The sequence below is a fragment of the Brevundimonas sp. TSRC1-1 genome, assembly GCF_049898245.1.
Taxonomy (GTDB): Bacteria; Pseudomonadota; Alphaproteobacteria; order Caulobacterales; family Caulobacteraceae; genus Brevundimonas; species Brevundimonas mediterranea_A.
In genome coordinates this window covers 532,947-554,154 of sequence record NZ_JAFCXI010000002.1, presented here as the reverse complement: position 1 = coordinate 554,154, position 21,208 = coordinate 532,947, and the positions used below count along the sequence as shown (strand labels likewise).

19 protein-coding genes are annotated in these 21,208 nt (G+C 67.6%); 8 read left to right on the top strand and 11 right to left on the bottom strand.

Translation table 11 applies throughout. The annotated features are described in order from the left end of the window. Positions 1-2 precede the first annotated feature (2 nt). Genes ACP7CK_RS08650 through ACP7CK_RS08635 form a run of 4 tightly spaced genes read right to left on the bottom strand, consistent with a single transcriptional unit; the run spans position 3 to position 3,231 of the window. Positions 3-410 carry a helix-turn-helix domain-containing protein gene (locus tag ACP7CK_RS08650; protein ID WP_426025743.1) on the bottom strand — a complete coding sequence of 136 codons (408 nt, stop codon included), beginning with the start codon at positions 408-410 and terminating at the stop codon, positions 3-5. Positions 411-455: 45 nt separating this feature from the next. Then, positions 456-1,040 carry a helix-turn-helix domain-containing protein gene (locus ACP7CK_RS08645; RefSeq protein WP_426025742.1) on the bottom strand — a complete coding sequence of 195 codons (585 nt, stop codon included), beginning with the start codon at positions 1,038-1,040 and terminating at the stop codon, positions 456-458. A gap of 56 nt (positions 1,041-1,096) precedes the next feature. Then, positions 1,097-1,654: a NifU family protein gene (locus ACP7CK_RS08640; protein ID WP_008263738.1), complete on the bottom strand. Its 558-nt coding sequence runs from the start codon at positions 1,652-1,654 to the stop codon at positions 1,097-1,099. A gap of 38 nt (positions 1,655-1,692) precedes the next feature. After that, complete coding sequence (locus ACP7CK_RS08635) at positions 1,693-3,231, bottom strand: helicase HerA-like domain-containing protein (RefSeq protein WP_008264045.1); 1,539 nt, start codon at positions 3,229-3,231, stop codon at positions 1,693-1,695. Positions 3,232-3,339: 108 nt separating this feature from the next. Here ACP7CK_RS08635 and ACP7CK_RS08630 point away from each other — a divergent pair, with 108 nt between their 5' ends. The 3 genes from ACP7CK_RS08630 (at position 3,340) to ACP7CK_RS08620 (ending at position 10,201) form a co-directional block, all read left to right on the top strand. Continuing rightward, on the top strand, positions 3,340-4,470 hold the full coding sequence (locus ACP7CK_RS08630) for an AI-2E family transporter (RefSeq protein WP_426025741.1): 1,131 nt from the start codon (positions 3,340-3,342) through the stop codon (positions 4,468-4,470). 347 nt (positions 4,471-4,817) lie between these two features. Next, complete coding sequence (locus tag ACP7CK_RS08625; RefSeq protein WP_426025740.1) at positions 4,818-9,689, top strand: NAD-glutamate dehydrogenase; 4,872 nt, start codon at positions 4,818-4,820, stop codon at positions 9,687-9,689. Positions 9,690-9,733: 44 nt separating this feature from the next. Then, positions 9,734-10,201, top strand: a complete 468-nt coding sequence (locus ACP7CK_RS08620) for a universal stress protein (protein WP_008263601.1) — start codon at positions 9,734-9,736, stop codon at positions 10,199-10,201. Between the two features lie 88 nt (positions 10,202-10,289). Here the strand turns inward: ACP7CK_RS08620 and ACP7CK_RS08615 are convergent, their stop codons facing one another. Both ACP7CK_RS08615 and timA read right to left on the bottom strand, forming a co-directional pair. Continuing rightward, positions 10,290-11,402 carry an MltA domain-containing protein gene (locus ACP7CK_RS08615; RefSeq protein ID WP_426025739.1) on the bottom strand — a complete coding sequence of 371 codons (1,113 nt, stop codon included), beginning with the start codon at positions 11,400-11,402 and terminating at the stop codon, positions 10,290-10,292. Beyond that, complete coding sequence (gene timA, locus ACP7CK_RS08610) at positions 11,402-12,043, bottom strand: TIM44-related membrane protein TimA (protein ID WP_426025738.1); 642 nt, start codon at positions 12,041-12,043, stop codon at positions 11,402-11,404. The genes ACP7CK_RS08615 and timA overlap by 1 nt, the downstream gene beginning before the upstream one ends. A gap of 189 nt (positions 12,044-12,232) precedes the next feature. Here timA and secB point away from each other — a divergent pair, with 189 nt between their 5' ends. Then, complete coding sequence (secB, locus tag ACP7CK_RS08605) at positions 12,233-12,763, top strand: protein-export chaperone SecB (RefSeq protein WP_008264365.1); 531 nt, start codon at positions 12,233-12,235, stop codon at positions 12,761-12,763. Between the two features lie 39 nt (positions 12,764-12,802). Here the strand turns inward: secB and dnaQ are convergent, their stop codons facing one another. From dnaQ to ACP7CK_RS08580, 5 genes are read right to left on the bottom strand one after another with little or no spacing between them, the layout of a single operon-like run. Then, on the bottom strand, positions 12,803-13,528 hold the full coding sequence (dnaQ, locus tag ACP7CK_RS08600) for a DNA polymerase III subunit epsilon (protein ID WP_372704927.1): 726 nt from the start codon (positions 13,526-13,528) through the stop codon (positions 12,803-12,805). 6 nt (positions 13,529-13,534) lie between these two features. After that, positions 13,535-14,185: a dephospho-CoA kinase gene (gene coaE / locus ACP7CK_RS08595; protein ID WP_426025737.1), complete on the bottom strand. Its 651-nt coding sequence runs from the start codon at positions 14,183-14,185 to the stop codon at positions 13,535-13,537. Next, on the bottom strand, positions 14,182-15,012 hold the full coding sequence (locus ACP7CK_RS08590) for a shikimate dehydrogenase family protein (RefSeq protein WP_426025736.1): 831 nt from the start codon (positions 15,010-15,012) through the stop codon (positions 14,182-14,184). Before ACP7CK_RS08590 ends, coaE begins: the two co-directional genes overlap by 4 nt. Further along, the gene (locus ACP7CK_RS08585; protein ID WP_426025735.1) at positions 15,009-15,632 is read right to left on the bottom strand and encodes a Maf family protein; all 624 of its coding nucleotides are present in this window, start codon (positions 15,630-15,632) and stop codon (positions 15,009-15,011) included. The genes ACP7CK_RS08590 and ACP7CK_RS08585 overlap by 4 nt, the downstream gene beginning before the upstream one ends. Then, positions 15,629-16,510 carry a pyruvate, water dikinase regulatory protein gene (locus tag ACP7CK_RS08580; protein ID WP_008262696.1) on the bottom strand — a complete coding sequence of 294 codons (882 nt, stop codon included), beginning with the start codon at positions 16,508-16,510 and terminating at the stop codon, positions 15,629-15,631. The genes ACP7CK_RS08585 and ACP7CK_RS08580 overlap by 4 nt, the downstream gene beginning before the upstream one ends. A gap of 450 nt (positions 16,511-16,960) precedes the next feature. On the opposite strand from ACP7CK_RS08580, the gene hemE reads away from it, so the two are divergent. The 4 genes from hemE to rho all read left to right on the top strand — a co-directional run bounded on the left by hemE (position 16,961) and on the right by rho (position 21,178). Further along, positions 16,961-18,019 (top strand): uroporphyrinogen decarboxylase, encoded by a 1,059-nt coding sequence (hemE, locus tag ACP7CK_RS08575; protein ID WP_426025734.1) that lies wholly within the window; start codon positions 16,961-16,963, stop codon positions 18,017-18,019. Then, positions 18,016-19,077: a ferrochelatase gene (gene hemH / locus ACP7CK_RS08570; RefSeq protein ID WP_035308334.1), complete on the top strand. Its 1,062-nt coding sequence runs from the start codon at positions 18,016-18,018 to the stop codon at positions 19,075-19,077. Before hemE ends, hemH begins: the two co-directional genes overlap by 4 nt. Further along, a complete protein-coding gene (locus ACP7CK_RS08565; RefSeq protein WP_035308333.1) occupies positions 19,074-19,541 on the top strand; it encodes a CopD family protein in 468 nt (155 codons plus the stop codon). Before hemH ends, ACP7CK_RS08565 begins: the two co-directional genes overlap by 4 nt. A 203-nt stretch (positions 19,542-19,744) precedes the next feature. Then, entirely contained in the window at positions 19,745-21,178 is a 1,434-nt protein-coding gene (gene rho, locus ACP7CK_RS08560) for a transcription termination factor Rho (protein ID WP_008263632.1), read from the top strand. Positions 21,179-21,208: the final 30 nt, after the last annotated feature.

Sequence of the window (21,208 nt, the reverse complement as noted above, 5' to 3'; positions counted from 1 at the left end):
TTCTAGGCCGCGCGAGACAGAACCTCCACCAGTCGCGTCAGGGCCTGACGCACCGCGCGGTCTTCGATGCGGGAAAAACCGACGGCCATCGCCCGGCCTTCCGGTGTCGCAGCCATGGTCCGCATCATCGACAGTTCGGGGATTTCGGCCTCGTCCGCCGGCTCGGGAAAGAAGGCTCCGACAGGCAGTCCAAGGGCCAGGGCCAGATTGTGCAGCCGCGAGGCCGAGATCCGGTTCTGACCGCCCTCGTACTTCTGCACCTGTTGGCAGCTGACCCCAATCAGGGCGCCGAGGGCGGTCTGCGACAGACCCAGGGCCGTGCGTCGTGATGCGATCCGGGCGCCGACGACGGCGTCCAAGGGTTCCGGCGCGCGGGCCGTCTGGCGAGCAGTAGGGGGCGTCCTGTCCATGCCGGAACGATCTCACAACCTTTCCGCGCATGCAACCTTTTCGTTTCATGATTCGCGGCGGGCGATCACGGCCGAGATGCGGGCCACGGACCGGCGGTCGATCACCTCCGCCCGGTCCAGCGCGCCCGCCCCCCGGACATGGAGGCGGTCGTCCTCGGACCGGTCAAAGAGGCGCGGGCGTAGATCGCCGTCCTTCATCTCGATGACGCAGCCCTGGCCGCCCCTGGGCCACAGGTCCGGTTGGTATTCGAGGATGACGCCCGGTTCGGCCCAGGGGGAGAGGGCGTCGTCGCGAACCTTCAGGTGTTTCACGACGACAGGCGGCGGGCCGTCGAAGCCGCGTCCCCGGCTTTCCAGGCCTGTCGCGGCCGGATCGACGTGCGGCGTCTGGGCGCCCGAAACGAGCAAGGCCAGGGCTTCGGGCGTGGCGTCCAGCGCCCCGGTCAGGCGACGCTGGACATCGGGCCGGAACAGGCCGGGCCGGCGACCGGATTCATAGAGGCCCCAGCCCTGGCTGGTCATGTCCAGACGCGCCCCGGCCTCGGCCTGGGACAGGCCGCGCCGACGGCGCAGGGCGGCCAGGGCCTCGCCCAGACGAAGGACTTCAGGATCAGGAACGAAACGCGGCATGGAGGCCGAGGATGGCGCCCCGCCGCACGTCTGGCGAGAACGAAAACGTCAGTCGGTCAGAGGGTCTGCTCGACGCGCGTCACCTCAGGCACATAGTGGCGCATCATCTGTTCGACCCCGGCCTTCAGCGTCGCCGAAGAGGAAGGGCAGCCGGAACAGGCGCCGCGCATCCGCAGGCTCAGCACCCCGGTCGCCTCATCGAAGGCGTCGAACAGGATGTCGCCGCCGTCCTGGGCCACGGCGGGTCGGATGCGGCTGTCCAGCAGGGCCTTGATCTCGGCCACGATCTCGCTGTCGTCCTCGGCATGGGTCTCGGTTTCAGACCCCGCGACGGTCAATGGCCGGCCCGAGACGAAATGATCCATGATGACGCCCAGGATCGGGGCCTTCATCTCCGACCAGTCCGGCCCGCGCTCCTGTCGGGTCACCGACACATAGTCGGCGCCGAAGAAGACGCCGTCGACGCCCTCGAGTTCGAACAGGGCCTCGGCCAGGGGCGAGGCGGTCGCCGCGTCGATGGTGCGGTAGTCCAGCACGGCGAGCGGAGAAACCTCGCGGCCCGGCAGGAACTTCAGCACATTGGGATTGGGCGTGGGTTCGGTCTGAATGAACATGGGCGGGAGATGCGCTCGCCCCCGCCCCGTTGCAAGACCTAGCGCCGCTTCAGCCCGCCCAGCAATCCCCGCAACAGTTCGCGGGTGAGGGTGGACCCGGCCGTGCGCAACACCGACTTGGTCAGGGCCTCCATCGGGGTCTGACGATTGGAGGTTCTGGCGCGCGGCGTCGTCCGGGCCCGTTCCCTGACGTCCGCCCTTACCGCCTTCTCGTTCGATTTCGCCTGAGCTTCGGCGGCCTTGGCGGCGTCCGACTGCGCCCTGGCCTGAGTCTCGGCCCGATCGGAGGCGGCATGGCGGGCCGCGAGGATTTCCTCGGCGGATTCGCGGTTCAGCGTCTGGTCATAGAGGCCGCGCACCGGGCTGGCGGCCATGACGGCGGCGCGCTCGGCCTCGGTCGCCGGGCCCAGGCGCGAGGCCGGCGGCCGGATCTTCGTGCGGGCCACGACGGTCGGGGCGCCTTTCTCGTCCAGGACCGAGACCAGGGCCTCGCCCACGCCCAGGCCCTGGATGGCCTCGGCCGTATCGAAGGCGGGATTGGCGCGGAAGCTCTGCGAGGCGGCCTTCAACCCCTTCTGTTCCGACGGCGTATAGGCCCGGAGCGCGTGCTGGATACGATTGCCGAGTTGGGCCAGGACGCTGTCGGGAATGTCGGCTGGATTCTGGGTGACGAAATAGACGCCGACCCCCTTGGACCGGATCAACCGCACCACCTGTTCGACCTTGTCCAGCAGGGCGCGCGGGGCGTCGTCGAACAGCAGATGGGCCTCGTCGAAGAAGAAGACCAGGCGTGGCCGGTCGGGATCGCCCACCTCCGGCAGCTGTTCGAACAGCTCCGACAACAGCCACAGCAGGAAGGCCCCATACAGGCGCGGGCTGTTCATCAGCCGCGTGGAGTCCAGCACATTGACCTGACCGCGCCCGTCGAGGCCGACACGGATCATGTCCTCCAGCTTCAGAGCCGGTTCACCGAAAAAGGCGTCGCCGCCCTGTTGCTCAAGCTGCAGCAGGGCGCGTTGGATGGCGGCGATGGAGGCGGGGGCGACATTGCCGACCTCGCGGCCGATCCGCTCGGCGTTCTCGCCCACATAGACCAGCAGACTGCGCAGATCGCCCAGGTCCAGCAGCAGCAGGCCCTCCTTGTCGGCGATATGGAAGACGACCGTCATCACGCCTTCCTGCACCTCGTTGAGACCCAGCATCCGGGACATCAGCACCGGACCGATCTCTGACACGGTCGTGCGGATCGGGTGGCCCTTCTGTCCGTACAGGTCCCAGAAGACGGTCGGAGCCGCTCGCGGCGTCAGGGTCAGACCCATTTCGGTCGCCCGGGCGATCAGCTTCTCGTTCGGCGTTCCAACCTGGGAAATGCCCGAAAGGTCCCCCTTCACATCGGCGCAGAAGACCGGCACCCCGGCGTCAGAGAAGCCCTGGGCCATGATCTGAAGGGTGACCGTCTTGCCGGTGCCCGTGGCGCCGGCGACCACGCCGTGTCGGTTGGCGCGGTGAAACAGCAGGGCTTCCGGCTGGGCGGCGTCGGACTGGCCGAGGAATAGGCCGGCAGGGGCGTCGGACATGAAAAGTCTCCAGAGAACCGGCTAGGTCTAGCGCAGAGCCCCGCGCGTCGGAACCGCCGCTGTTCATGCGTGTTGACGCCGCTCGGCCCGCCGCCGACAAGGATCGCCATGAAGAACCCCGTCACCATGCAGTCTTCGGCCGTATCGCGGAACGCCGCCGCCCTGATCGCGACCGTCGCTGCGGGCGCGGCCGTCTACTGGCTTCGGGACATACTGACGCCTCTGGCCATGGCCCTGTTCCTGCTGATCATGATCGACGGGGTGAAGCGGACCGTGGCGGCCCGGACCCCGCTGAACGACCGCTGGGCCGGTGTCGCCGCCCTCGTATTGGTGGTCCTGGCCTTCTTCGCCTCCATCGGCATCATCGTGAACGGTGCGGCGGGCTTCTTCGGCGAAGCCTCGGGCGTTTCGCAGAATATCGGGCCGCGCATCGATCAGATCATCCGCGACGTCTACGGCATGGCGCGCCTGAACAATCCGCCGACGGCCCAGGAGCTGATCAACGGCGTCGATATTCGCGGCTATGTCGCCTCCATCGCCATACAGGCTCAGGGCATCGCCTCCGGGGCCTTCTTCGTCATGGTCTACCTGGGCTTTCTCCTGGCCTCGCAGATCGGCTTCCGACGCAAGATCGTCGCCATGTTCCCGCAAAAACGCCAGCGCGACGAAGCGATCGCAGTGTTCGAACGGGTTCGCGGCGGGGTCGAGGGCTATATCTGGGTCCAGACCGTCACCGGCGCCATGATCTGCGTCGTGGCCTGGATCCTGATGCGCGCCGTGGGGCTTCAGAACGCCGAGTTCTGGACCTTCGTCATCTTCATCGTCGGCTTCATTCCCGTGCTGGGCGGGGCCGTGGCGGGACTGGCGCCCCCCCTGTTCGCCCTGGTGCAATTCCCCAGCTACTGGCCGGCCCTGATCCTGCTGGTCGGGCTTCAGACCATATTGTTCATCGTCGGCAATATGATCCAGCCGCGGATGCAGGGCGACAACCAGAACATCGACCCCGTCGTGGTCCTGCTGTCCCTGGCCTTCTGGGGCAAGCTGTGGGGCGTTGTGGGCATGTTCCTGTCCACCCCTCTCGCGGTCATGGCCATGGCGATCCTGGCTGAATTCCAGGGATCACGCTGGATGGCCATCCTGCTGTCGGGCGACGGCGAACCCTATGCCGACGAGGGCAAGTCGAACCGGAAGAAGGCGGGCGAGACCGAGACGGAAACAGAGGGCAGGGCCGGAGCCTGAACCTGCGGCGCCGCGCCACATCGAAAGCCGTGTTTTCGTCTCTTGAACCTCAAACAAGGCTTCCCATCTGATCCTTACCGCTGCGGGACATTCCCCTCCGAACCGCAGCGAAGCGACCGACGCACACTCCCCTCCCCGAGCGTCGTTCGCGCAGGCCGCCGAGTTCCCCCGCTCGGCGGCCTTCTCGTTTGTGGCGCCGCACAATTCTTCCAACCTGAACGCTGTTCATGAGAATCTTCGATCATCGGGGGCTTCCCGCGCGACCGGACCTGGCCTAGTCAACGCTGTGGCGCCTCGTCGCGCCGTGCCCCTTGCGGCCAAGGCCGCGTCGCCCGAGACTGTAGTCCATGACCGCCCTCGATCCGCGCCCCGTCCCGGTTCAGCCGATCTCCCCGGCCGCCCTGGAAACCTCATTCGCGCGGATTCTCGGCACCAGCCCCGGCAAGCCGGAGCAATCCTTCCTCGCCCAGGCGTACGAGGACTACGCCGCAGACGAGACCCCCGAGCTGGACGGCGAGGATCTGGCCGCGCTCCTGGCCGCCTCGTGGCGGGCGGCCAAGGACTATCCGGCCGGTTCCGCTCCCCTGATCACCGTCGGCCCCCTGGCCGGCGCCGATGGCCAGGCCCTGGACTATGACCTGGTCCGCATCGTCCAGACGGACGCCCCCTTCCTGGTCGACAGCGTCATGGGCGCCCTGGCCGAGGCCGGGGTCTCGGTGCGCGCCCTGTTCCACCCGGTGGTCGAGCTGGGTGATCGCCGTCTGTCGGTGATCATGCTGGTGATCGACGGCGCTCCGCAGGAACGGCGTGACGCCCTGGGCGAGGGCCTGGCCGAGTGCCTGACCGACGTCCACGCCGCCGTGGCCGACCACGAGGCCATGACCGGCCTGATGCGTCAGGCCATGCAAAGGCTGGAGGCGACGCCGCCAAGCGTCGATCCCGCGGTTCTGGCCGAAAACATCGCCTTCCTCAAATGGCTGAAGAGCGATCATTTCGTCTTCCTGGGCGCTCGCGACTATAATTACCCCCTGAAGGCCGACGGCGACTACGAGGCCGAGGCTCCGTTGAGCCAGTCGAGCGCCGGTCTGGGCATACTGGCCGACCCCGACCGCACCGTTCTGCGTCGCGCGTCGGAACCCGCCGTCCTGACCCGTCAGATGCGCCGGCAGCTGGATCTGAGCGACCCGGTCACGGTGGCCAAGGCCAACGCCCGGTCCCGCGTTCACCGGCGCGCCTACATGGATTATGTCGGGGTCAAGCGCTACGGCGCGGACGGCAAGGCGACGGGCGAGACGCGGTTCGTCGGCCTGTTCACCTCCGACGCCTATGACCAGCTGGCGATCGAAACGCCGCTGATCCGCCGCAAGGTGGCCAATGTGCTGAGCCGTGCCGACAAGGCGCCTGGCAGCCACAACGAGAAGCGGCTGCGCAATATTCTCGAGAATTATCCGCGCGACGAACTGTTCCAGATCGGTGAGGACGAGCTTCTTTCCATCGCCCTGGGCATACTTCACCTCTACGACCGGCCGCGCATCCGCCTTTTCACCCGCCAGGATCCGTTCGACCGGTTCGTCTCGGTCCTGTGCTTCGTCCCGCGCGAAAAATTCGATTCCTCGGTGCGCGAGCGGATCGGCCAGATCGTCGCCCGCGCCTGGGGCGGCCGGATCTCGGCCTGGTATCCGCAACTGTCGGACGCCCCCCTTGTGCGGGTCCATTTCATCATCGGCGTGACGCCGGGCGACCATCCGGTCCCCGACGCCGCCCAGCTTGAACATGATGTGGCCGAGGCCGGGCGCGGCTGGGTCGAGCGGTTCGAAGCCGCCCTGCGCCGCGCCGACGTGGCCGATGTCGAGGTCGGGCCGCTGAGCACCCGCTGGGCCCGCGCCTTCGGCGCCGCCTATCGCGACCGCTATGACGCCGACGAGGCCGCGATCGATCTGGGCGAGATGGACCGGCTGAACGCGACGGGACAGGTCGGAGCCGGAGAATCGGTGGCGGTCCGCGCCTTCCGCAACGCCGACGACAGCCGTCTGCAGTTCCGCTTCAAGCTCTATCGCCGCGGCCCGTCGGTGCCCCTGTCGGACGTCCTGCCGATCATGGCCGACATGGGTCTGAAGACCCTGGAGGAGTACGGCTATCCGATCCGGCCGCTGGGCGAGGAGGAGATCCACGTCCACGAATTCCTGATGGAGGATCCCCGCGGCGAGGCCCTGGTCTTCGCCGATGTGAAAGGCCCGTTCGAACGGGCCTTCGCCGCCGTCTGGAACGGCCGCACGGAGAGCGACGGTTTCAACCGTCTGGTGGTCGAACTGGGCATGGAATGGCGCGAGGCCGCCCTGATCCGCACCCTGGCCCGTTATCGCCAGCAGACAGGCCTCGATCCGTCCCAGTCGGTGCAGGAAGAAGCCCTGCGCGAATATCCCGACCTGTCGCGAGCCCTGCTGTCGCTGTTCAAGGCCCGGTTCGACCCTGCGGACGGCGCCGTTGAGGCCCGCGAAGGCGCGGTAGCCGAACTGAACGCCAAGATCACGACCCTGTTGCAGGACGTGAAGAGCCTGGACCACGACAAGGCCCTGCGCCGGATGGCAGCCCTGATCGGCGCGATCAAGCGGACCAACTATTTCCAACTGGACGCCGACGGCCTGGCCAAGCCGCACATCTCGATCAAGATCGCCTCGAGCGAGCTGGAAGATCTGCCGCTGCCCAAGCCCTATCGCGAGATCTTCGTCTGGGCGCCGCACGTCGAGGGGGTGCATCTGCGCTTCGGACCGGTGGCGCGGGGCGGTTTGCGCTGGTCAGACCGGCGCGACGACTTCCGCACCGAGGTGCTGGGCCTGGTCAAGGCGCAGCAGGTCAAGAACGCCGTCATCGTTCCGGTCGGCTCCAAGGGCGGCTTCTATCCCAAGCAGCTTCCACGCACGACCGATCGCGAGGCCATCCAGGGCGAGGCCATCCGCGCCTATCGCACCTTCCTGTCGGGCCTGCTGGACATCACCGACAACATCGCCGCCGACGGTTCTGTGGCCCGCCCCGCCCATGTCGTGGCCTGGGAAGGCGACGACCCCTATCTGGTCGTCGCGGCGGACAAGGGCACGGCGACCTTCTCGGACATCGCCAACGGGGTCTCGGCCGCCTACGGCTTCTGGCTGGGCGACGCCTTCGCCAGCGGCGGGTCGATCGGCTATGACCACAAGGCCATAGGCATCACCGCGCGCGGCGCCTGGGAGGCGGTCAAACGCCACTTCCGCGAGATCGGTCCGCGCGCCAAGGTCTGGGACATCCAGACCGAGCCCTTCACCATGGTCGGCGTGGGCGACATGTCGGGCGACGTCTTCGGCAACGGCGCGCTGCTGTCCAAGGCCACCAAGCTGATCGCCGCCTTCGATCACCGCGACATCTTCATCGATCCCACGCCCGACCCCGCCGCCAGCTGGACCGAACGCAAACGGCTGTTCGACCTGCCGCGTTCGTCCTGGCAGGACTATGACAAGGGTCTGATTTCCCAGGGCGGCGGCGTCTTCTCGCGGTCCGCCAAGTCGATCCAGCTGACGCCTGAAATCAAGGCGGCGCTGGACATCACGGAAGACGAACTGGATCCGGTCAGCCTGATCCGGGCCATCCTGAAGGCGCCGGCGGACCTGCTGTATCTGGGCGGCATCGGCACCTATGTGAAATCGGCGGCCGAGACCGACGCCCAGGTGGGCGACAAGGGCACCGACGCCCTGCGGATCAACGCCGACGAGCTGCGGGTCAAGGTGGTGGGCGAGGGCGCGAACCTGGGCTTCACCCAGGCAGGCCGCATCGTCTTCGGCCAGGGCGGCGGCCGGATGAACACCGACGCCATCGACAACTCGGCCGGGGTCGACACCTCCGACCACGAGGTCAACATCAAGATCCTGGTCGGGTCGGCCGTGACCAACGGGGTCCTGCCGGGCGAGGACCGCGCCCCGCTGCTGGCCTCGATGACCGAGGAGGTGGGCCTGAAGGTGCTGGCCCATAATTATGACCAGACCCTGGCCCTGACCTTGCAACAGGCCGAAGGCGCGACCGCCCTGGACGCCCAGCAACGCTTCATGCAGGCCCTGTCGGCGCGCGGCAAACTGGACCGCAAGATCGAAGGCCTGCCGAACGACGCCCGCATCAAGGAGATGATGGCGGCCGGGGTTCCTCTGGCCCGGCCGGAACTGGCGGTCCTGACCGCCTACGCCAAGCTGGAGCTGTCGGAAGAGATCGTCGCCTCACGCGCGCCGGAAGACCCCTTCTTCGAACAGACCCTGGTCCGCTATTTCCCGCAGGCCCTGGCCCGGTTCGAGCCGGAGATGAAGAGCCACCGTCTGCGGCGCGAGATCATCGCCACCGTCATGGCCAACGAAGTCGTCAACATGTGCGGTCCGACCTTCCCGGACCGGCTGCGCGGCTCCGCCGAGTGCGACACCACCGCCCTGATCATCGCCTTCGAGGCGGCGCGGCGCGTGTTCCGCCTGGACGAAGCCTGGGACGCGGTCTCGGCCCTGGACCTGAAGATCTCGGCCGAGGCCCAGACCGCCCTCTATCGCGAGATCGCCGTGGTGCTGCGTCGCCAGACCTTTTGGCTGGCCCGTCGCGCCAAGGCCGGGGCTTCGGTCCAGGGCCTGATCGACCGCTATCGTCCGACCGCCGACGCGCTTCAGGCCGAGGGCGCGCCGGTTCTGTCGCGGTTCGAACAGGGCCGTCTGGATGATCGTGTCGCCATCTTCGCCCATCATGGAGCGCCGCAGGATCTGACCCGCCGCATCGCCATCATGCGCCCCCTGGTGGCCGCCGCCGATATCGGCGATCTGGCCCAGGAGAGCGGTTGGCCGGTCGCGGCCATGGCGCGGCTGTATCACCAGGTGGGCGCCGCCTTCGACTTCGACCGGTTGCGCGCCGCCGCCGGTTCGATCCCGTCGATCGATCATTTCGACCGGCTGGCCGTGCGTCGCATGATCGAGGACCTGATGAACGAACAGTCGACCCTCACCCGCGCCGTGGCCCGGGTCTCGGACGCCGCGGTCGGGGTCAGCGAGGATGCGGCCGAGGGCGCCGTGGACGCCTGGATCGGTTCGAAACTGGCCGTGGTCGAAGGCGTGCGCGCCTCGGTGGACGAGATCGAACAGTCCGGATCGGGCTGGACCTTCGCCAAGCTGACCATCGCCAATGCAGCGATCCGCGATCTGGCGTCCGCAGCGGTGAGTTCTTGAAGACGTCTTCGGCGCTGGGCCGATAGGCGGGCAGGGGAGCCGGCATGCCGAGAAAATTCCTGGTCGTCGTCGATGACAGTCCCGAGTTCGAGGCGGCGCTGCGCTTCGCCTGCCGACGCGCGCGCTCGACCGGCGGACGGGTGGTCATGCTGCGGGTTCTCCCGTCCAACAGCGACGCCCACTGGTCTGGCGTTCGGGAAGAAATCGAACGCCAGCAGCGGGAAGAGGCCGAAACCCTGCTGAACCGGCTGGGAGAGGAGGCGCTGGAACGATCCGGCGCACCGCCCGTCTTCCTGATCGAACAGGGCGAGGCTCAGGGCGCGATCAAGAAGGTGGTCGGCGACGATCCCGACATCAAGATTCTGGTTCTGGCCGCCGGGACCGGGTCGCGGGGACCGGGGCCGCTGGTGTCGGCCATCATCAAACAGGGGGCGCAGCTGGGCGGGCGCAAGCTGCCGGTCACCATCGTTCCCGGCGAGCTGACCGAGGCCGAGATCGAGGACCTGGCCTAGACGTAGCCGGGGCTTAGGCCGAAACGGACACGGTCCGCCCCTATTGCCACGCCACGCGCGGCAATATCGCGGTGACCCTGACCGTCGCCTAGCCTTTCGGCACCAGTCGCCACATGTGCAGAGGGTGACGCACTGTGCCGGCCTCGGCCCCGGCGGCGTCGCCCCGGCCCATATAGAGGTCGGCGCGGACCGGGCCCCGAATGGCCGAACCGGTGTCGAGCGCCATGGCCAGGCCCCGATACGAGGCCGTGGCGCCGCGCAGGTTTCCGCCATCCGCGTCCAGCCACACCAGTTCGCCATAGCGCCACTGGGACGGATCGACGGCGACAGCCCGACGCTCGGTCAGGGGCACGCCCGCCGCCCCGGCCGGATGTCCGTCGTCATCCGGGTCGAGCCGGAAAAAGATGTAGCGTGGATTCAGCGCCATGACCGTCTGGGCTTCATAACCCCGGTGTTCGGCCAGCCAGGCGCGGATGGCGTCGCCCGAGGTTCCGTTTTCCGGCAACAGGCCCTGGCGCGCCATGGGTCGGGCGATGCCGACGAAGGGGCGGCCGTTGTCGGCGGCGTAGGCGGCGCGGGCGCGCGACCCGTCCTCGAACGTCAGATAGCCGGAGCCCTGGATCTGCAGGAAGAACAGGTCCTCGGCCCGCATCCAGGCCAGGGCCTGATCGGGGCGGGCGTTGGATTCCACCATCGCCCGGTCGCCGGCGCCGCGCGGATCGGCGGGCTTGGGCAGCACAGGCGCAGAAAACTCGTCGTCCGGGACACGGCGCGCCGGATATTCGGGCGCGAAATAGGCCGTCAACAGGCCCGGGCGGCCGTCGGCGGCGGCGGCGGGAACGGCGCTGAAGTTCGCTTCAAAAAAGGCGCGTGCGCTCGACGGGGTCACGCTCGTCGTGGCCGCCATGGTCTTGGCCTGGCCGCAGACCCCCCGAGCGGCGGCGTCGCGCGCCGCGCCGCATCCGTCGAGATAGGCGTGGAAGGCCGCCAGATGATCTTCGTCGTTCCAACCCGGCAAGACGGCGGGACTGAGAGCGTCGGACGGCGAGGGCGGGGGAGCGGCCGGACCGGGCGAGGGGACATAGGGCGTGGGCCCTGTTCCCGGAACGGTCGGCGTCGCGGGGCCGGTGGAACAGGCGGCGACGGCCAGGACCGACGCCAGAAGGGACGTCTCCCGGACCCGTCGCAGAACGGCCGACATCAGGCGTTGGCCGGCTCGACGCGGGCCAGGACCCAGTTGGGATCGGCGGCGCCCAGGGTGCGTTCGAAGGTCCAGTGTTCGGCGGTGCGGCGTTCCTCGACCAGGGGCTCGCCGGTGACGGAATCGGCGGTGTCGCCCGAGGCCTTGGTCACGCGGCTGCGCAGTTCGGCCAGGAAGCGGACCTTGGCCACGGCCTTGTCGCCCTGAACGGTGGCGCCTTCCAGGTCCGCGCGAGGCGGGAAGAGGAATTCGACGGTCTCGGTCTCGCCGCGCGTCTCGCGCGCCGCGATGCCGGCGTCGAACGAGGCCATCACATTGGGCGTCAGGAGCGGCGTCAGGGCCGCGCGGTCGCCGGCGGCGTAGCCGCGAACGATGGTCTCATAGGCCTGACGCGCGCCCTCGACGAAACGATTGGGGTCGAAGGCCGGATCGCGCGCCTTCAGCCCGGCGATGGAAGCGAGGGTGGCGGCGTCCAGGGCCGGGGTTTTGGAGGCCTCGGCCGTGGGGGTCGGCGACGAGGGGAGGGCCTTGGCGTCCTCCTGCGGCTGACGGCCGACTCTCTTGCCCAGCACATTATAGAGCTGGAACAGGACGATCGCCGCGATGACGGCGAAAATCACGATCTGGAACTGGACCGGCAAGGGGACTTCCTGACTGTCGGCGCGTGAGCGAGGGTGCGCCATGGAGACGATTACGGGCTCATATAGGACGGCGCAAGGCGGCGCGCGCCCCCTGTCGAGCAAGCGACGTTGCGGCCAAGCGTCTCGGCGTGGTAGTCGCGGCGCCTTATTCCCGGCCCAATCGGCCTTTTTCCGTAATCGAAGACGCCCATGACCGACGCCGCTCCGCCCGCCGACACCAACGCCCAAAACGGGGCCCCGAACGGGACCCAGCCGCAGCAAGGCCAGCCCGCCGGTCCCGGCTTCCGCATCCTGGCGCAATATGTCCGCGACTTCTCGTTCGAGAACCCGCGCGCGCCGGAATCCCTGCGTATCGACGGCAAGCCGGCCATCGACCTGGGCGTCGAAATGTCGGCCCAGGGCCGTCCGGACGGCCTGTTCGAGCTGGACCTGAAGCTGTCGATCAAGGCCAGCCACGAAAACCAGGCGGTCTTCCACGTCGAGCTGGTCTATGGCGGCCTGTTCCAGCTGGCCAATGTCCAGGAACAGGACATCGAGCCCCTGCTGCTGATCGAATGCCCGCGCTATCTGTTCCCGTTCGCCCGCGAAATCATCTCGCGCGCCACCGCGGACGGCGGCTTCTATCCGCCCTTCATGCTGGACCCGATCGACTTCGCCGCCATCTATATCGCGCGCCAGCAGCAGATCGCCCAGCAGCCGGTCGAAACGGGCCAGGCGTAAGCACAATTCCCCCTCCTCTCATGGGGAGGGGGAATTTGACTAAGCCGCCTCTTCCTCGACCCTGACTCCATAGGCTTCCCACAGGGCGCGGTCCTTCAGAGCCTTGGCCAGGAAGGCGATGTGGGCGGCCTGTTCCTCCGGGCTCGAACGCAGGGCCAGCGGTTGGGGACGCGGGCCGTAGGCGGCGGTCGGGACGGCGACGCCTGCCGAACGACCCGCGACCGGCGACGACGACAGGTCCAGCACCCGCTCCTTGCCGCCGCGAAGCTCCAGATAGACCTCGGCCAGCAGGCGGGCGTCGATCAGGGCGCCGTGAAGCGTGCGTTCGACCAGCGACACCTTGAACCGCTTGCACAGGGCGTCCAGCGAATTGGGCATGCCCGGGAACCGGGCCTGAGCCAGTTTCAGCGTATCGATCCAGCGCGCCTCGCCCGTGATCGGCCGGCCGCACAGCTTGTATTCGAAGTCGATGAAGTTGCGGTCGAATCCGGCGTTGTGGGCGATCATCGGCGCGTCGCCGATGAATTCGATCAGGTCGTCGGCGATCTCGTGGAATTTGGGGGCGTCCTTCACCTTGTCGTCGGTGATGCCGTGAACCCGGATCGCGTCCGGCGGGATCAGGCGTTCCGGATTGACGAACCGGTGAAAGGTGCGGCCCGTCGGCAGCAGGTCCTGAATTTCGATACAGCCGACCTCTATCAGCCGGTCGCCCGTCTTGGGGTCGAAGCCGGTGGTTTCAGTGTCCAGAACAATCTCGCGCGCCATTGGCTCTTAATGGAGTCGTTCGTCGCTTTGCGGAAGACCGGCTTTACCGTGACGCGGAGATATCCACGCCGGATCCAGCACGGTCTCGACTATGGCGGCCACATCGGCACGCGCCGCTTCGAGCCCACGGCCCGTATCGATGACGAAATCGGCGCGGGCGCGCTTTTCGGCGTCCGGCATCTGGCGGGCCAGAATGGCTTCGAACCGCTCGCGGGTCATGCCGGGGCGGGCCAGAACCCGCTCGGCCTGGATCTCCGGGTCGGCGGTGACCACGACCACCGCGTCCACATGGGCGTCGCCGCCGGTTTCGAACAGCAGGGGGATGTCCAGCACGGCCAGCTTCACCCCCATGACCCGGGCCGCCGCCAGATCGGCCGCCCGCCCCCGCGTCACCAGGGGATGGACGATGGCCTCAAGCCGGCGGAAGGCGGTTTCGTCCCGGCCCAGGGCCTCGGCCAGGCGGGTGCGGTCCACGGCGCCGTCCACGACTACGCCGGGAAAGGCGGCGCCGACCGGTTCGACCGCAGCGCCGCCCGGGGCATAGAGCCGGTGCACGGCGTCGTCGGCGTTCCACACCACCGCGCCCAGATCGGCGAACATGGCGGTCGTGGTCGACTTGCCCATGCCGATGGAGCCCGTCAGACCGAGGACGATCATGTGGCCTGGCTCAGATGCGCCGTCAGCAGGGCGCGCAGGTCCAGCGGCGGGGGCGGACGACGAAACAGGGCCTGGAACGAGGGCGCCGCCTGACCGATCAGCATGGCCAGACCGTCCACCGTCGGCAGGCCGCGCGCCCGCGCCGCCGTCAGGAAGGGGGTGGCCAGGGGCTTGTAGGTCATGTCCATCATCACCGTGCCCGGGGCGACGGCGTCGAGATCCAGATCCGGCTGGATGCTGAGGGCGTTGATCACCAGGACGGCGCCGTCGAGAGCCTCGGACGCCGACATGACCCGGACCGAAGGGCCCAGATCGGCGGCCAGGGCTTCGGCCCGGTCGCGCGATCGATTGACGATCCGAACCTCGGCCCCGGCCTCGATCAGGGCGCCTGAGCCGGCCCGCGCCGCGCCGCCCGCCCCCAGCATGACCACCGGTCGACCTGCCAGGGTCAGATCCGGCGCCTGTTCCTTCAGGCCCAGCATCAGGCCGATCCCGTCCGAACTGTCGGCCGAGACCCGGCCAGCGTCGAAGGTCAGGATGTTGGCCGAGGCTGTCAGCCGGGCCGCCGGGGTCGCCTGATCCGCCAGGGCGAAGGCCTGTTCCTTGAAGGGCGCGGTGACGTTCAGACCCAGGATCAGTCCGGCGCGGCCCGTCGCGACCAGGGCCTCGAACCCCGCCGCATCGGCGGGGGCGAAGGGCGCATAGACGCCGTCGATGTCGCCGGCCGCCAGCCAGGCGTTGTGGATGACGGGGCTGAGGGAATGGGCCACAGGATTGCCGGCGATCCCGGCGACCAGGGCCGCGCCCGTGATGCGATGACGGCTCATGCGGACAGGACCCCCGCCCGGCGCAGCTCGGCCAGGACCGGCCACAGCGGCAGGCCCAGGACGGTGAAATAGTCGCCGTCGATGGCCGCGAACAACTGGGATCCCATGCCCTCGAGCCGATAGGAGCCGACACAGGCCAGCAGGGCCTCGCCCTCGGCCGCCAGATAGGCGTCGAGGAAGGCGTCGGAAAAGTCACGCATCCGCATCTCGACCGTGTCCACGCCCGACCACACGATCTCGCCCTTCACCGCCAGGGCGGCGCCGGAATGGAGATGATGAGTGCGGCCGCGCATGGATTTCAGCCGTTCGCGGGCGGCGTCGAGCGATTTCGCCTTGGAAATCAGCCCGCCGTCGAAGGCCAGGGTCTGATCCGAGCCCAGCACCCAGGCGGTTTCGTCCTCGCGCGACACGGCCAGGGCCTTGGCCTCGGCGAGCCGCACCGCCAGGCCGGCGGGATCCAGGTCGGTCGAGACGGCCTTGATCGCGTCTTCGTCCACGCCGGCGACGCGGACCTCGAACGGCACGCCGGCGTTTTCCAGCATCGCGCGGCGGGCGGCGCTCTTGGACGCCAGGATCAGGGCCTCGCGCCCTCCCGGGCTGGACAGGGATATGTCGCTCACCAGCTTGTCCCGATCTTTTGGTTGCGATGCTCGCTGAGCAGGTTGGTGATGGCGGCGGCCGTTTCCTCCACCGACCGACGGGTGACGTCGATGGTCGGCCAGCCGCGCCGGGCGAAGGCGCGCTTGGCCTTGATCGTCTCGTCGCGGACGGCGTCCTGATCCGTATAGCTGGAGGACTGGCTGGCGTTCAGATTGTCGATCCGGTTGCGCCGGATCTGGATCAGGCGGTCGGGAGATACAGTCAGGCCGACGACCAGAGGATTCTTCAGCCGCGTCAGCCGCTCGCCGTCCTCCTGTCCAGGCACCAGCGGGACATTGGCGGCGCGGATTCCGCGATGGGCCAGATAGATGCAGGTCGGGGTCTTGGAGGTCCGGCTGACCCCGCACAGGACCACATCGGCGCCTTCCAGCTGTTCGGTCGTGCCCTGGCCGTCGTCATGGGCCATCGCGAAGTCCAGCGCCGCGATCCGGTTGAAATAATCATGATCCAGGGCGTGCTGAGCCCCGACCCGCGTCGACAAGGCCGCGCCCAGATAGCGGGACATGGCCCCGACCAGAGGATCAAGGGCGCCGATCTGGGGCATGTCCAGTCGCCGGCAGCCGTCCTCCAGCTGTTCGCGCAGATGGCGGTCGACCAGGGTGTGCAGAACCACGCCCGGCGCCGCCTCCACCTCCTGCAGCACACGCTCCATCTGCTTCTCCGATCGGACAAGGGCGTAGATATGCTCGATCGGAATGACGCCGTCGAAGCGGGCCGTCACCGCCTTGGCCATCGCGTTCAGGGTCTCTCCGGTCGAATCCGAGACCAGATGGACGTGAAAATAGGTGGCCAGACGGGTGGGGCCGGGTCGGGGGCCGGAAGGTCGCGCGGGGCTCATTCGGTCTGTCGACTCCCTGTTGAAAAATGGGGGACGGCGGGGGACCGTCAGGGCGCCGTTCTCCTTAGCGGGTCATCGACAAGGCGGCGAGCGGGGATGACGGTGGACGGCGCCTTCGGTTCGAGGATGGTTCATCCCAAGGCGGACAACAGGTTTGGGCTTGGCTGTGGAAAATCCTAATGGAAGGTTAACGTCGCTTAACCCCGTTCACAGCCCCGGACCCCCGCAAAGCCTTGGGCGTTAAGGTTTCATTAGGGATTGTCCACCGAGGGGATAGGGCTGTTCGACATCCCCGGTAAGCCTTGGCGCGGCGTGGATATCCGCTTTTGTTCCGCTGGCGTCGGCCAAACCGTCCCCGCCGTTCCACCGTCCTACCTGCCACTTCGAATCTTTTAATTCTTAATCTGATTAGGGATTGAGAGCGGGGGCCTGTGACCTTAATCGTCCGGCATGACCGATCCGACCCAGAACGACGTTCAGACGCCCCTGATGATCCGGGCTCTCCGAGGGGAGACGCTGGATCGTCCGCCGGTCTGGTTCATGCGCCAGGCGGGACGGTACCTGCCCGAATACCGACGGCTCCGGGCCGAGGCGCCGGACTTCATCGCCTTTTGTCTGAACCCCGAGATGGCGGCCGAGGCGACGCTTCAGCCGATGCGTCGGTTCGGCTTCGACGCGGCCATCGTCTTCGCCGACATCCTGCTGATCCCGCGCGCGCTGGGCCAGGACGTCTGGTTCGAGACGGGCGAGGGGCCTCGATTGGGCGAAATGCCGATCCCCGGCCGGATGGCGGAACTGGCGCCGGACGCCGGCGAGCATCTGTCGGCCGTGGGCGAGACCCTGTCGATCGTGCGCAAGGCCCTGGAGCCGGAACGCGCCCTGATCGGGTTCGCCGGCGCGCCCTGGACGGTGGCCACCTATATGCTGGACGGCGAGCACCGGACCATCGGCAAGGGCGAGCGCGCCCAGGCCCGGACCTACGCCTATGCCGATCCCAGGCGGGTGGACGAGACGCTGGAGGTTCTGGTCGAGGCCACGGCCCGATATCTGAAGATGCAGGCCGACGCCGGCGCCCAGGTGTTGAAGATCTTCGAGAGCTGGGCCGAGGGCCTGCCGGACGACCTGTTCGAAACACTGGTCCTGAAGCCCCACCAGGCGCTTGTGAGGCGTACGCGGGAGCTGGGCGTCACCGTGCCCCTGATCGGCTTCCCACGGGGCTCTGCGGCGCTTGCAGAGCGGTATGCGCAGGAGGTTGAGGTCGACGCCGTCGCCCTGGACACCGCCTGCCCGCTGGAGGTCGGCAAACGGGTGCAGCAGATCAAGCCGATCCAGGGCGCGCTGGACCCCCTGCTGTTGCGCGCCGGGGGTGAGTTGCTGGATCGCCGCGTGGATCAGCTGATGGAGGCCTGGGGCCAGGGGCCATGGGTGTTCAACCTCGGCCATGGCATACTGCCGGACGTGCCCATCGACCATGTCGAACGGGTTCTGAAACGGATCGGCGCCCAATGACCCAAACTCTGAAAGGCCGCCGCATCGCGGTGGTGCTGTTCAATCTGGGCGGACCGGACGATCAGGCCTCGGTGAAGCCCTTCCTGTTCAATCTGTTCAATGATCCGGCCATCATCGGTCTGCCGGGCGTTCTGCGCACGCCCCTGGCCAAGCTGATCTCCAGCCGGCGCGAGACCAGCGCCCAGGCCAACTACGCCCTGATGGGGGGCGGTTCGCCCCTGCTGCCGGGCACGCGCCGCCAGGCTGAGGCCCTGGAGGCCGAGCTGAACGCACGTCTGGCCGGAGACGAGGTCCAGGTCTTCATCGCCATGCGCTACTGGCGGCCGTTCACCGAGGAGACGGCGGTCGAGGTGGCGGCTTTTGGACCCGACGAGGTGGTCCTGCTGCCGCTCTACCCCCAGTTTTCGACCACGACGACCGAATCCTCGCTGAAAATCTGGAATGAGACCTATGCCGGATCGGGCGTCAGTCGCGCCGTCTGCTGCTATCCCAGCGCCACAGGCTGGGTCGAGGCCCAGGCCCAGGCCATCGGGTCGAAGCTGGACGAAGCGGGCGAGGGGCCGGTTCGGGTCCTGTTCTCGGCCCACGGCATCCCCGAGAAACTGGTCAGCGGCAAGGGCGACCCCTATCAGGAACAGGTCGAGACGACCGTCGCCGCGGTGGTCGCCGCCATCGAGCGCGACCGAGGCCCCATCGACCACGCCCTCTGCTACCAGAGCCGGGTCGGGCCGATGAAATGGCTGGGTCCGTCCACGCCTGAGGCCATCGCCCAGGCCGGCGCGGACGGGGTGGGCGTGGTCATCACCCCCATCGCCTTTGTCTCCGAACATATCGAGACCCTGGTGGAACTGGATATCGAATATGGAGAACTGGCCCACGAAAAAGGGGTAAGTCTCTATCTGCGGGCGCCGGCCGTCGGGATCGCGCCCCCGTTCATCGACGCTCTGGCCGATGCGGCCGTCGGCGCCCTGGGTCGGACGGGCGTCGCCCCGTTCGGTCAGGGCTGCAAGGCGGACTGGAAGGCCTGTCCGTATCGCAAAGGGAAACACGCGGCATGAACCCCTATGACCTCGCACGCGGCCTGCACATTCTGGCGGTGATCGCCTGGATGGCCGGCCTGCTGTTCCTGCCGCGGCTCTATGCCTATGACGTCGAACAGAACGCCAAGCCCGAGCCGCTGCGCAGCGAGATGCAGGCCTTGCTGAGGCTGTGGCAGACGCGGCTGCTGCGGATCATCGTCAATCCGGCCATGATCCTGGCCTGGGGTTTCGGCCTATGGCTGATCCATATCGACGTCTCGGCGCGCGGCGCGGCGTTTCTGGCTGAGCCCTGGATGGTCACCAAGCTGATCGGGGTGTTTCTGTTGAGCGGTTGGCACGGCTTCCTGGCGGCGCAGCGGAAGAAGATTGCGGCGGGGACGTCCAAATATTCCGGCAAGTTCTGGCGTATGACCAACGAGGTTCCGTTTGTCCTGGCCATCGTCATGGTGCTCTCGGTAACGACCGAATGGACGTTCGGTTGAGCGGCTCCGCTTGACCTGAACCGCCGCCTGTGGTTCCGCTGACAGTGAACCGTTCGGCGTTTCGTCGGCGGTCCCTCTCTCTTCGCGACGCCTGCAGGTTTTGACCAGCGGGAGCCCGCCGCGCCTCCCTTCGGCCTCTCGGCCAGACATTTTCAGAGACATGACGCCGCGACAGCCGTTGCGCGCGCCTGCGAGCCTGCACCATGACCGACGTCCGCGACACCGATCCCACCGCCCCCGAGACCGAAAACCTCGAGGTCCAGACCCCCACGCATCACGGGGACGAACACGAAGCCGGCGACGTCGCTGGTGCGGATTCCGGCGTGGACACCACGGCCGACGACGAGGACGACGGCGAGCCCGTTGTCGCCAACGGCCGGATCACCCTGGCCGAGCTGAACGAGAAGACGCCGGCCGACCTGGTCGCCTTCGCCGAACAGCTGGAGGTCGAGAACGCCTCCAACCTGCGTAAACAGGACCTGCTGTTCGCCATCCTGAAGGCCCTCGCCGACGAGGAAGTGGAGATCATCGCCGACGGGGTGCTGGAGATCCTGCCTGACGGGTTCGGCTTCCTGCGCAGTTCGGACGCCAATTATCTGCCGGGACCGGACGACGTCTATGTGTCGCCGTCGCAGATCCGCCGCTTCGGCCTGCGCTCGGGCGATACGGTCCATGGCGCGGTGCGGGCGCCGCGCGAAGGCGAGCGTTATTTCGCCCTGTTGAAGGTCGACACGATCAATCTCGAAGACCCCGAGATGGTCAAGACCAAGGTCCTGTTCGACAACCTGACGCCCCTCTATCCCGAAGAGCGGCTGCACATGGAGATTCAGGATCCGACCCTGAAGGATCGGTCGGGCCGGGTCATCGACATCGTCGCGCCCCTGGGCAAGGGTCAGCGCTGCCTGATCGTGGCGCCGCCGCGCGTCGGCAAGACGGTGATGCTGCAGAACATCGCCAAGTCGATCGAGAAGAACCACCCGGAAGTCATCCTGATCGTCCTGCTGATCGACGAGCGGCCGGAAGAGGTCACTGACATGCAGAGGACGGTCAAGGGCGAGGTCGTGGCTTCGACCTTCGACGAGCCGGCCACGCGCCACGTCGCGGTCGCCGAGATGGTGATCGAAAAGGCCAAGCGTCTGGTCGAGCACAAGAAGGACGTGGTGATCCTGCTGGACTCCATCACCCGCCTGGGCCGGGCGTATAACGCCACCGTGCCATCGTCGGGCAAGGTGCTGACCGGCGGTGTGGACGCCAACGCCTTGCAGCGGCCGAAACGCTTCTTCGGCGCCGCGCGGAATGTGGAGCAGGGCGGGTCGCTGACCATCATCGCCACGGCCCTGATCGACACCGGCAGCCGGATGGACGAGGTGATCTTCGAAGAGTTCAAGGGCACCGGCAACTCGGAAATCGTGCTGGACCGCAAGGTCGCCGACAAGCGCATCTTCCCGGCGATCGACGTGCTGAAGTCCGGCACCCGCAAGGAAGACCTGATCACGCCGAAGGATCAGCTGGCCAAGACCTATGTCCTGCGTCGCATCCTGAACCCCATGGGTCCGCAGGACGCGATCGAATTCCTGCTCGACAAGCTGCGTCAGTCGAAGAACAACTCGGACTTCTTCCAGTCGATGAACACCTGATCCGTCTTCGGACGTTTCACGTGAAACAGG